The organism is Kocuria sp. LHG3120 (assembly GCF_049897445.1).
GTDB lineage: Bacteria > Actinomycetota > Actinomycetes > Actinomycetales > Micrococcaceae > Kocuria > Kocuria rosea.
Genome location: NZ_JAFCWG010000001.1, coordinates 795440 through 806758, shown reverse-complemented (window position 1 = coordinate 806758; position 11319 = coordinate 795440). Strand labels below are relative to the sequence as shown.

The following is an 11319-nucleotide window of genomic DNA, read 5'->3' as shown; positions in this document are numbered from 1 at the left end:
TTTATTATCTGGACTATTATGTGGATCACAGTTCGGGAGAGTCAAGGGGTTCGGGTGGGTCGTACGGGAACATCGCCGCAGCTGCTGCGCCGGACCAACACGGTCGCGGTCCTGGAGGTGATGCGCGAGGCGGGCGTCGTCACCGTCACGGAGCTCATCGCCGCCACCGGCCTGGTGCGCACCACCGTCATCGCCGTGTGCGACGACCTGCTGCGGATGGGCTGGATCGAGGAGCTCGAGGGGGCCTCCGACGCCCAGGTCGGCCGGCCCGCCCGCCGCTTCCGGTTCCGGGACCGGGCGGGCTTCGTGGTGGGCGTGGACGTCGGCGAGGCCAAGACCACCGCCGTGGTGGCGGATCTGCGGGGCCGCGTCCTGGGCCGCACGACCCGCGCCTTCGCCGACCCCGCCCCGGCGCGGCGCCTGGCCACTGTGGACGACGCCGTCGACGGCGCGCTCGCGGACGCGTCCGTGGCCCCGGGGGCGGTGCTGGCCGCCGCGGTGGGGATCGCCGCGCCAGTGGACCGCGGCGGCAGGATCTCCCACGGCCAGCCGTTCTGGGAGGCCTTCGACCTCGGCCTCGAGACCCGGCTGGAGGAGCGCCGCGGGTGGCCCGCCCTGCTGGCCAACGACGCCAACCTCGCGGCCATGGCCGAGCGCTGGCGCGGGGCTGCCGCCGGGGTGGACGACCTCGTGGTGATGCTGGCGGGGGAGCGGATCGGCACCGGGGTGATGGAGGCCGGCCGTCTCCTGCACGGCCGCTCCGGGGCGGCGGGCGAGCTCGGCAGCCTGACCCTGGTCGAAGGGGTCGGCAGCCCGGACGGCATCGCCGCCCTGTGCCGGGCGTGGGGCGCCGAGGCGGTGCGGCCCGGGGCGCCGGAGACCGCGCTCCGGGAGCTGGCCGGGCCGTCCGGCGCCGTCGAGGCGGAGGCGGTGTTCCGTGCCGCGGCGGGCGGCGACGAGGTCGCGCAGCAGATCCTCGGCCGCCTCGCCGAGCGGCTCGCGCGGGTCATCGGCCTGCTGGGCACGCTCTTCGACCCGGAACTGGTGGTCATCGCCGGTGCCGTCGCCGAGTCCGCGGGCGCGCTGCTGGGACGGATCGAGGACCTGCTGCCCCGCTTCACCGCCACGCCCCCGCGGGTGGCGGTCTCGGTGCTCGGGGAGTCGGTGGTCTCCGTGGGGGCAGTCCGTCTGGCCCTGGACCACGTGGAGCGCCACGCCCTGGACCTGGAGCTCGCCGGCCGCTGAGGCTCAGGTGGCGGCCGAGGTCCGCCGTCCCCGGCGCGCCCGAGGACTGTCGCGAGGCCCCGCAGCGTGCTCACCGGGCAGGCCGTCTCCGCACGGTGTCGGGTGCCTCGGGCTCGAGGACCAGGTCGAGCCGGGCGCTGCGGGCGTGCAGCCGCGCCGAGCGTGCGACGTCGACGCCGCAGGAGCGGCTGCCGAGACCGTGGTGGCCGACGTCGAGGTGCAGGAACCAGTCGCGTCCGGCGGTGTCCGGGAGCTCGTGCGGGTGGGCCGCGGCCATGAGCTCCTCATCCCGGTATGGGGTGAGCGTCCACTGCAACCCCCGGGGAGCGGGCGCTCCGTCCAGTTCGGTGCTCAGGGTCTGCAGCCGCAGGCGGGTGCCGTCGGCCAGCGGAATGCTGAGCCGGTGCGCGCGGGCGCGGTTGCCCGAGGCCTGCGGGCGGGCGCCGGGATCGGCCAGGCCCCGGGCCGGAAGGCGGTGCGTGCCGTATCGCGCGGCGGCGCAGGCATCGGGATAGGTCTGGTGCGGGCCGTCGCCGTCGAACTCCACCTCCCCGTCGGGATCCACGGGCAGGGACAGGACACAGCCCACCCGCGCGAGGGGGACGTCCAGTTCGGGGAGCTGCCAGGACAGTTCCAGGCGCCGGGCGCCGGGGCGGTCCGTGGCGCTCCAGCGGTGGGTGAGCACGAACGGCGCGGTGCGCAGATCGGTGCCCGGTGCGGCCCACAGGGTGCGGATCGTGCCCGCCGGCGCACCGGGATCTTGGGGCAGGGTGCGTTGCTGGAGACGGTGCAGACCGTGGTCCAGCCATCGCCGGGCCGTGGAGACCACGATGCCCGGCGTCGTCGTGGCGTCGCGGGGGTCGGTCCCGGTGTAGCCGTGCCAGTCCGTGTCGTCCCCGTTCGGGGACGGCCGCCACAGTTCGCGGGTCGGCTCGATGGTTCCGGCGTCGTTGTCCGTGGGCGCGCGGAACACGCAGAGCACGGGACCGCGGACCCCGGACGGTGCCGTCGCGGCCGGCCCTGGTGTCCCGGAGGCGACGGCCGGCGGGCCGGTGAGCTGGGCGTCACGCCGTCGTGGCCCGGCCGCAGGACCGCGGGCCTCCACGGTGACCTCGAGGTGCTCACCGGGTCCAGGGGCCACGGGCAGGGGCACGCGGCTGCTGCGGCGGGACGGCAGGTCGCTGGCCTCCACCGTGCCCGTCCTGAGCGTCTCCACAGCGGTGCCGCGCAGCGTCCAGTGCAGCCGCAGGCCTGTGAGCACGGTGTGGTCGTACCCGTTGCCGACCACCGCGTGCCCGGGGTCGAGCTCGAGGCGCAGCGGGTCGATCACCGCCGCGTACTCGAGCAGACCTGGGCCGGGGAGGCCGTCGGCGGTGCACAGTCCGTCGAGCACGAAGCTGCCGTCGTGCAGGGGCTCCCCGAAGTCGCCGCCGTAGGCGAGGAACGGGACGCCGTCGGGTGTGACGGTGGTGATGCCGTGGTCCTTCCACTCCCAGACGAAACCGCCGCACGCGCGGGGGTGGGTCCGGAAGATCTCCTCGTAGTCGGCCAGGCCACCGGGGCCGGTGCCCATGGCGTGGGCGTACTCGCACAGCACGAACGGCATCCGGGCGATCCGGTTTGACCCGGCGGCGTCCGTGGAGGGCACGGGCTCGCCGGCGGCGATGCTGCGGGTCTCGCGCGGCGTCGGGTACATGCGGGAGTAGACGTCGGTGTAGGCCGCGTCGTGGTCGCCCTCGTAGTGCACGGGGCGGTCGTCGTGCCGGCGCAGCCAGTCGGCGGCGGCCGCGAGGTTCGCGCCGGTGCCCGACTCGTTGCCGAGGGACAGCATCACGACGCTCGCGTGGTTCTTGTCCCGCTGCCACATCCGGGCCGTGCGGTCGAGGTAGGCCTCCTGCCAGGCAGGGTCGTCCGAGGGGTTGCGCGCCCAGCCCTGCTGCACGAAGCCGTGGGTCTCGAGGTCGCCCTCGAGGACGAGCCACAGGCCCATCTCGTCGGCCAGGTCGAGGGCGTGGTGCGCCGGTGGATAGTGGCTGGTGCGCACCGCGTTGACGTGGTGCTCCTGCATGAGGCGGTACTCGTCGCGGGTGAAGTCTGCGTCCACGGCGCGGCCCCGGCGCGGGTGGAACTCGTGCCGGTTGACGCCGCGGAAGCGCACCGGGGCGCCGTCGACCTGCAGGACGCCGTCGGTGGAGATGGCGACGCGGCGGAATCCGGCGCGGTGGGTGACGAGCTGTCCCTGGGCGCGCAGGGCGACGTCGTAGAGGTGCGGGTCCTCGGCGGTCCAGGCGCGCACGACCCCGACGGGCAGCGCCACCTGGTCGGGGCCGTCCACGGTGGTGGAGAGGCCGAGCTCCGGGATCTCCACGTGCACCGGGAATGCGTCCGCGGGGGCCGTGATCCGACAGCCCAGGACGCCCTCACCGGTGGCCGGGTCCCGGTCCGCGGTGAGGTGGACGTCGTCGATCCCGCCGTGCACCTCGCCGAGCACGCGGACGTCGCGGAAGATGCCGGGCAGCCACCACTGGTCCTGGTCCTCGAGGTAGGACCCCGCGCTGAACTGGTGGACCCGCACCACCACGGTGTTCTCCCCGTCCCGGACGAGGTCGGTGATGTCGAACTCGTGGGTGAGCCGGGAGCCCATCGCCTGGCCGGCCCACCGTCCGTTCACCCACACCCGGAAGGCGGACTCGACGCCCTCGAAGCGCAGCAGCACGGCACGCAGGTCCGTCCTCGCGCCGCCGGTGAGATCGGCGAGCACGAAGCGCGTGCGGTGGTCGCCCGTCGGGTTGGCGTCCGGGACGTGCGGCGGGTCCACGGGGAAGGGGTAGACGACGTTGGTGTACCAGGGGGTGCCGAACCGCCGGTCCCCGTCGAGGTGCTCGAGCACCCAGTGGCCGGGGACGGGGATCCGGTCCGGCCAGGCGGTGTCCGGTGCTGTCGGGTCGGGGCAGGCCGAGACGGCGTCGGACGCCGAGGGGAACCAGCGGAAGTCCCACGCGCCCGCCAGGGAGAGCTCCTGCCGGTCGGAGGTGAGGTGCGCCCGCGGCGGAAGCGCCCCGCAGGAGCCATCGGGGTGGGTGAACCACCATGGGTCGGCTCGGAGATCGGTGGTGGTGCAGGAGTGCATGGGTTTCGGTGCTCCGGGTCGGGTCGGACGATGTCGTGTGCGGGGTGGTGCGGGGCTGCGGGGCCCTGCGGGTCAGTCGGGGAGGCGGTTGCCGGTGGTGGTGTCGAAGAGGTGGACGTGCTCCAGGTCCGGGGTGACCCAGACCGTGGTCTCGGCCCGCGGCGGGGTGCGACCCTCGACCCGGACGATGAACTCGTGGGTGGTGGGGTCGTCGGTGGTTCCGGTGGTGGGGTCCACGGGCAGGATCGCGTTGGCGGCGGTGACCGGGGCGAGGTGGCCGTAGACGAACGCGTCGGCGCCGAGCTCCTCGACCACGTCGGCGACGATCGGCAGCCCGGTGCCCTCGGCGGCCGGGTGCAGGTCCTCGGGCCGGATCCCGATCGTGACCTGGGATCCCCTCAGGGCGGAGCGCTGGGCGGGGCTCAGCGGGATCCGCACCGTGCCCAGCTGGGCTCCGGCCTCGGTGACGGGCACCCGGAAGAGGTTCATCGCCGGCGAGCCGATGAACCCGGCCACGAACTCCGTGGCCGGGGCGTCGTAGAGCGCCCGGGGGGTGTCGACCTGCATCAGCAGCCCGTCCTTGAGCACCGCGACCCGGTCGCCCATGGTCATCGCCTCGACCTGGTCGTGGGTGACGTAGACGGTGGTGACCCCGAGCCGGCGGGTGAGGGAGGCGATCTGGGTGCGGGTCTGCACGCGCAGCTTCGCGTCCAGGTTCGACAGCGGCTCGTCCATCAGGAACACCTGAGGGGAGCGCACGATGGCCCGGCCCATGGCCACGCGCTGGCGCTGCCCGCCGGAGAGGGCCTTGGGCTTGCGGTCCAGGTAGTCGGTCAGATCCAGGATCTTCGCCGCCTCCTCGACCCGGCGGCGGCGCTCCTCGGGGCTGATCTTGGCGATCTTCAGGGCGAAGCCCATGTTCTCGGCCACGGTCATGTGCGGGTAGAGGGCGTAGTTCTGGAAGACCATCGCGATGTCGCGGTCCCGGGAGGGGACGTCGGTGACGTCGCGGTCACCGATGTAGATGTTGCCCCCGGTGACCTCTTCCAGCCCGGCGAGCATCCGCAGGGTGGTGGACTTCCCACACCCGGAGGGGCCCACGAGGACGAGGAACTCCCCGTCGGCGATGTCCAGGTTCAGGTCGGTCACCGAGGGCCGCTCGGCCCCGGGGTACTGGCAGGTCACATTGGCGTAGCGCACAGAAGACATGGCGGGTATTTCCTCTCGGAGTTCCTGCAGGTGATGCTGCGGGTGGTGGCTGTGGAGCGGCACCGGATGGTGCCGGGCCCCCGGGACGGGTGTCGTCGGGGCCCGGGCCGGGTCAGGAGCCCCCGGTCTCGTCGGTTTCGAAGAGGACGTTGATGGCGTCATTGATGTCGGTGAGAGTCGAGGCGGGCACCCGGTTCGCGTAGATGTCCTCCAGAGCCGGGGTCATCAGGGCCGAGACGTCCGCGCCGAACTTGGTGACGGGGAAGTAGACGGTGTTGCCCTCCTGGACCGGGGCGATGAACGGCTCGGGATCGATCCCCATCTGCCGGTAGGCGTCCGCGGCGATGGGCGTGGCGTCCTTTCGGGAAGGGAAGACGACACCGGCGCGGGCGACCTCCTGCTGGCACTGCGCGGAGGACATGAACGCCGTCCACTGCGCCGCGCCCTCGGGGTTGTCGGTGTCCTTGACGATCGAGTCCGCCAGGCCGTTGAGCATGGAGGTGGCGGTGCCGTCGGGGCCCACGGGTGTGCGGGCGGTGCCCACGGGGAAGTCCTCGATGCCGGCGTAGGTGCTGATCATCCAGGCCCCGTCCAGGACCATGGCCGCCGACCCCGAGGCCAACTGGGCGTTGACGCCCTCGGCCGCGTTGAACTGCCCGTACGGGGGCATGTACCCCTTGTCGGTCAACCCGAAGTACCAGTCGAGGGTCTCGTGCAGGGCGGGGTCGTCCAGGTTGTAGTGGTCTCCCCACAGCGGCTCGTCCGTGACCCGCCAGCCGTTGGAGGCGGCGAACGCCGACCACTGTCCCTGGCCGGCGGTGCTCCCGCCGGCCTCGGAGATGCCCAGGCCGTAGACGGCGACGTGGTCCTTGTCGAAGCCCGGTTCGTCGCCGCGGACGCCGTTCTCGTCCACGGTCAGGTGCGCCACGAGGTCCTCGAAGCTGCCGCCGTCCTCGGGGTTCCAGCTCCAGCCCTCGAGGTCCGCGGGGGTCAGGCCCGCCTCGGCGAGCAGCTCTTCGTTGTAGAAGGCGGCGATCGTGTCCCAGTCCTTGGGCGCGCCGTACTGGTGGCCGTCCGGGCCGGTCCACAGGTCGACGAGGCCGTCCTGGTAGTCGTCGGGGTCCAGCGCGGCGGTGGCAGGGTGCTCGTCCAGGGGGGCCAGGACCTCGAGCTCGGCGAACTGGGGATACTTGGAGACGTGGTTGGTGAACACGTCCGGGCCGGTGTCGGCGATGAACCCGGCGGTGAGCTTCGTCCAGTAGTCGTCCCATCCGGTCTGGGTGATGCGCACGTCCTGGTCCGGGTGCTCGGCCTCGAACATCTCGGCGCACTTCTGGTAGGCGGGCAGCTGGTTGGTGTCCCACATCCAGTAGTCGATGACGCCGGTGGCCGAGGCCTCGGCGTCGGCGTCCGCCCCGCACCCGGTGAGGGCGAGCAGCGGGACGGTGGAGACGGCCAGGACCAGGCGCCCACGGGTGCGCGCGGTGCGCTGGGGACGGTGAAGAGGTGAAGGTGTGCGTGTCATGGTGAGCTCCTACTTGATGCCGCTGAAGCCGATGGAGTTGACGACGCGCTTGGCGAAGACCGCGAAGAGCAGGATCATCGGCAGCGCGGCGATGAGGGTGGCGGCCATCAGGCCGGCCCAGTCGGTGCCGGTCTGCGGGGACTGCGCCCGGAAGACGCCCAGGGCCACCGTGAGGACGCGGGAGGCGTCCGTGTAGGAGACCATCAGCGGCCAGAAGTAGTCGTTCCAGGCCGTCATGTACGTGAGGATGCCCAGGGTCGCCATCGGTGCCGCGGACATGGGCAGGATCACCCGGAAGAACACGCCGACCTTGGAGACGCCGTCCAGCAGGGCGGCCTCCTCGATCTCGGCGGGGACGTTCATGAAGAACTGCCGCAGGAAGAACACCGCGAACGGGGTCATGAACATGGTGGGCAGGGCGATGCCGAGCATGTTGTCCACCAGTCCCAGCTCCTTGATGAGCACGAAGTTGGGCAGCAGGGTGAAGATGGCCGGCACCATCAGCCCGGCGAGGAACAGGGCGAACATCCGGTCCCGCCCGGGCCACTTCAGCCGGGAGAAGGCGTAGGCGGCCATGGCCGAGAACAGCAGCTGGCCCGCGGTGATGAGCGTGGCCACCACCACGGAGTTCAGCAGGTAGCGCCAGAAGTTCAGCGACGTGCCGGAGCCGCCCTCTGCGAGGGCCTCCTCGGTGGACTGCAGTCCCAGCACGCGTTCGAAGGCGCCCCAGGTGAACTCCGGGGGCAACCAGGAGGAGGGGTCCGCCTGCAGCCCGGGATTCGTGGACAGCGCGGTGCGCAGCATCCAGTAGAAGGGGAACAGCGTGACGAGGACGACGGCGATCAGGAAGGCCCAGGCGAGCAGCCTGCCGGGGGTGATCCGGCGGCGGGCCGGGGCGGGGGTGTCCGCCGGGGCCGCGGTCACGGGCGCGGCGGCGCCCGTGGGACTGGGCGCGGCGCTTCCGGGTTGCGCGGGGGCTGGGGTCGGGTTCATCGGAGCTCCTCGGGATCAGGCCAGGTCCGTGGACCCGGCGCGGGTCAGACGGAACTGGAGGAAGGTGATGACGGCCAGGACCACGAGCAGGGCCACGGACATCGCCGAGGCGTAGCCGAACTGGAAGCGGCCGAACGCCATGTCGTAGATGTAGAGCTGGAGCACGTTGGTGGCGTTGGCCGGCCCACCGGCGGTCGTCACGGCGACGGTGTCGAAGACCTGGAAGGACCCGATGACCGTCATGATGAGCACCAGCGCCAGGATGGGGCGCAGCAGGGGCAGGGTGATGGTGAAGAAGGTCCGGACCTCACCGGCCCCGTCGATGCGCGCCGCCTCGTAGACGGTCTGGGGCAGGGTCTGCAGACCCGCGAAGATCAGCAGGGCGGTGTAGCCCATGTGCCGCCACACATTGATCATCGCGATCGTGGGAATGGCCCAGGTCTCGTCGGAGAGGAAGCCGATCCGGTCCAGCCCGACCCACGAGATGACCTGGTTGGCCACCCCGAACTGGGTGTCGAGGATCCACAGCCACACGATCGCGGCGACCACGTTGGAGACCAGGTAGGGGGCGAGCACCACCCCGCGCAGGAAGGTGGACTGGGTGAGGTGGTGCATCATCAGCGCGATGAGCAGGGCGAACGTGGTCTGGATCCCGATGTTCAGCAGGACGTACTGCACCGTGACCAGGAGCGAGTCCCAGAAGATGGGGTCCTGCACGAGGCGCCGGTAGTTGGCCAGGCCCACGAACTCGGACGGGGTGAGCAGGTTGAAGCTGGTGAAGCTCAGCCAGATGCCCCGCACGGTGGGCCAGGCGAGGAAGACGAGGAAGCCGAGGAGGGCCGGGGCGATGAACAGCATCGCGATCCGGGTGTCCTGTCGGCCCCGCCGGCGTGCGTGGCCGGCCTGGCCCGGAACGACCGGCGTGTCCGGTCGGCGGGGACGTGTGGTCGTGGACATGGGGCTACCTCAGTTCTGGGGGGCGGGCTGGGTGGGGTCCTGGGCCTCGAGCCGCAGGACGCGCAGGGTGTCCGGGGCCAGCCAGGGGGCGTGCACGCCCACGGTCTGCAGCGCCCGGCCGGACAGGACCACGCCCCGCTCGGTCGGCCACCACGGCGGGCGGCGGAACCCGTGCGGGTCGGCGCCGGGGGTGACGTCGCGCACCCGGTAGTGGCGCTCGGGGTCCAGGCCGCGCAACCGGAACCGGCCCACGGGTTCGACGTCGGGCAGGGCGGCGCCGACGACGGCGAACAGCGCTTCCGAGCGGTCGGCGCTGACGACCCCGTGGATCCGCAGCGCGGGGTCGAAGGCGTCCAGGCGGACCATCCGGCCCGAGTGGAGCAGACCGCGGTGGACCTTGTGGAAGGCGACCCACTCGGCGAGCTCGGCCGATTCCTGCTCGGTCGCCTGGGTGAGGTCCCACTCGATGCCGAGGTGGCCCCACACGGCGGTGCCGGCGCGGAAGTGCAGGGTGTGCATGCGCCCGGTGGTGTGCGAGGCGCCGGAGGCGACGTGCGAGCCCATGAGTTCGGCCGGGATGAGCTGCTGAGTCCACCGGTGCATCTGCTGGCGCTCGAAGGGGTCGATGTCGTCGGAGGTCCACACCCTGTCGGTGTGCTCCAGGACCCCGAGGTCGACCCGGGCGCCGCCGGAGGAGCAGGACTCGATCTCCAGGCCCGGGAACCGCTCCTTGAGCTCGGCCATCAGCCGGTAGGTCGCCAGGGTCTGGGCGTGCACCCCGGGGCGTCCGTCGGGGTGGGTGCCGGCCTCGAGCAGGTCGCGGTTGTGGTCCCACTTGAGGTAGGCGATCGGGTACTCGTCCAGGAGAGCCACCATCTGGTCGCGCACGTGCGCGTAGGCCTCCGGCACACCCAGATCCAGCACCTGCTGCCGGCGGGACTCGATGGGCAGGCGCCCGCCGGGGCCCATGATCCACTCGGGGTGGGCGCGGGCCACATCGGAGTCGGGGTTGACCATCTCGGGCTCGAACCACAGGCCGAACTCCATGCCGAGGTCGTTGACGTGGTCGATCAGCGGGGACAGGCCCTGCGGCCACACCTCGGGGGAGACCACCCAGTCGCCCAGCCCGGCGTTGTCGTCGCGGCGGGCGCCGAACCACCCGTCGTCGAGCACGAAGCGCTCCACACCTGCGGCGGCCGCCCGGTCGGCCAGGGTAGAGAGCTTCTCGAGGCGGTGGTCGAAGTAGACGGCCTCCCACACGTTCAGCGTCACCGGACGGGGCCGAGCGGGGTGCTGGGGGCGGGCCCGGAGCCAGTCGTGGAAGCGCCCGGCCTGCTCGTCCAGCCCCCGCCCGTACACGCCGTACAGCCACGGGGTGGTGTAGCCCTCGCCCTGTCCGAGCGAGACCTCGCCCGGCAGCAGCAGCTCGGAGCCGCCCACGACCTGCTGGCCGTCGTAGAGCCGTTCCGCCCACGTGCGGTGGTTGCCGGAGAACCCGGTGTGCAGGCCCCAGACCTCGCCGTCGGCGAAGCCGAAGCCCGGTTCGCCCACGGACAGGACGTAGGCGGCGTCGGCGCCGGTGCGGCCCTTGCGTCCTTCCCGGAGGTGCGTGCCCACGGTGAGCTCGCGCCTCTGGGGGGTCCGTTCCTTGCCCCAGTGCCCTGCGAAGTCCAGGATCTCCCGGGCGTGGGTGGGCAGGGGGAGCACGAGGCCCAGCTCCTGGACGCGGTAGGGACCCGGGGCGGTGTTCGTCAGCGTGGCGCGGGCGCGCAGCAGGCCCGAGGGCGTGAGCTCCAGCTCGATCGCCACGCGCAGGCCTGCGCCGGTGTCCTCCGCCGCCACGAGCAGGCGGGCCGCGCCGGCGCTCACCAGGGCGCCGTCGGCGAGGACCTCCTGCGGTTCCACCGGATCCAACCGGGCCTCCGTGAGGTGCAGCAGCGGGGTCCACGCGGTGCCGTCCCGGTCACCCACCAGTCCTGGCCGGCCGCTCCAGCCGGTGTGCAGACTCCCGAGCACGTCCGGGCGCATCGGCAGGTCCTGCCCGTTGGCCGTGCGGTGGGCCACCGCGGCCTCAACGAGCACGGCGGCCTCCTCGGCGTCGAGGCCGGGCAGTGCGGCGCCCCAGTGCACCACGGAGGGCAGCTGGGCCTCGGAGAGGTCGACCAGGACCGACACACCCCCGCTCGTGAGGTGGACCCGGCACGGTCCGGTGGGATCGAGGGCGGTGGTCGGCTCGAGGGTCGCAGCAGTCATGTCGGCT

At 72.4% G+C, this 11319-nt stretch carries 7 protein-coding genes; 1 reads left to right on the top strand and 6 read right to left on the bottom strand.

Annotated elements, in window-relative coordinates; all coding sequences use genetic code 11:
* The first annotated feature begins 54 nt into the window (after positions 1 to 54).
* Positions 55 to 1245, top strand: coding sequence for an ROK family protein (locus tag ACP7CD_RS03730; RefSeq protein WP_426118917.1), 1191 nt, complete (start codon positions 55 to 57; stop codon positions 1243 to 1245).
* 70 nt (positions 1246 to 1315) lie between these two features.
* Here the strand turns inward: ACP7CD_RS03730 and ACP7CD_RS03725 are convergent, their stop codons facing one another.
* The 6 genes from ACP7CD_RS03725 to ACP7CD_RS03700 all read right to left on the bottom strand — a co-directional run bounded on the left by ACP7CD_RS03725 (position 1316) and on the right by ACP7CD_RS03700 (position 11312).
* Complete coding sequence (locus ACP7CD_RS03725) at positions 1316 to 4375, bottom strand: glycoside hydrolase family 2 TIM barrel-domain containing protein (RefSeq protein WP_426118915.1); 3060 nt, start codon at positions 4373 to 4375, stop codon at positions 1316 to 1318.
* Positions 4376 to 4447: 72 nt separating this feature from the next.
* Complete coding sequence (locus ACP7CD_RS03720; protein WP_426118913.1) at positions 4448 to 5584, bottom strand: ABC transporter ATP-binding protein; 1137 nt, start codon at positions 5582 to 5584, stop codon at positions 4448 to 4450.
* A 112-nt stretch (positions 5585 to 5696) separates the two neighbouring features.
* Positions 5697 to 7109, bottom strand: a complete 1413-nt coding sequence (locus ACP7CD_RS03715) for an ABC transporter substrate-binding protein (protein WP_426118911.1) — start codon at positions 7107 to 7109, stop codon at positions 5697 to 5699.
* A gap of 9 nt (positions 7110 to 7118) precedes the next feature.
* Positions 7119 to 8102 (bottom strand): carbohydrate ABC transporter permease, encoded by a 984-nt coding sequence (locus ACP7CD_RS03710; RefSeq protein ID WP_426118909.1) that lies wholly within the window; start codon positions 8100 to 8102, stop codon positions 7119 to 7121.
* Between the two features lie 15 nt (positions 8103 to 8117).
* Positions 8118 to 9059, bottom strand: a complete 942-nt coding sequence (locus tag ACP7CD_RS03705; protein WP_426118907.1) for a carbohydrate ABC transporter permease — start codon at positions 9057 to 9059, stop codon at positions 8118 to 8120.
* 9 nt (positions 9060 to 9068) lie between these two features.
* Entirely contained in the window at positions 9069 to 11312 is a 2244-nt protein-coding gene (locus tag ACP7CD_RS03700; RefSeq protein WP_426118905.1) for an alpha-galactosidase, read from the bottom strand.
* Positions 11313 to 11319 lie beyond the last annotated feature (7 nt).

Excerpts from the sequence above, each read along its gene's own strand:
- ACP7CD_RS03705 (WP_426118907.1), bottom strand. The coding sequence starts at position 9,059 with ATGTCCACGACCACACGTCCCCGCCGACCGGACACGCCGGTCGTTCCG.
- ACP7CD_RS03725 (WP_426118915.1), bottom strand. The coding sequence starts at position 4,375 with ATGCACTCCTGCACCACCACCGATCTCCGAGCCGACCCATGGTGGTTC.
- ACP7CD_RS03700 (WP_426118905.1), bottom strand. The coding sequence starts at position 11,312 with ATGACTGCTGCGACCCTCGAGCCGACCACCGCCCTCGATCCCACCGGA.
- ACP7CD_RS03715 (WP_426118911.1), bottom strand. The coding sequence starts at position 7,109 with ATGACACGCACACCTTCACCTCTTCACCGTCCCCAGCGCACCGCGCGC.
- ACP7CD_RS03720 (WP_426118913.1), bottom strand. The coding sequence starts at position 5,584 with ATGTCTTCTGTGCGCTACGCCAATGTGACCTGCCAGTACCCCGGGGCC.
- ACP7CD_RS03710 (WP_426118909.1), bottom strand. The coding sequence starts at position 8,102 with ATGAACCCGACCCCAGCCCCCGCGCAACCCGGAAGCGCCGCGCCCAGT.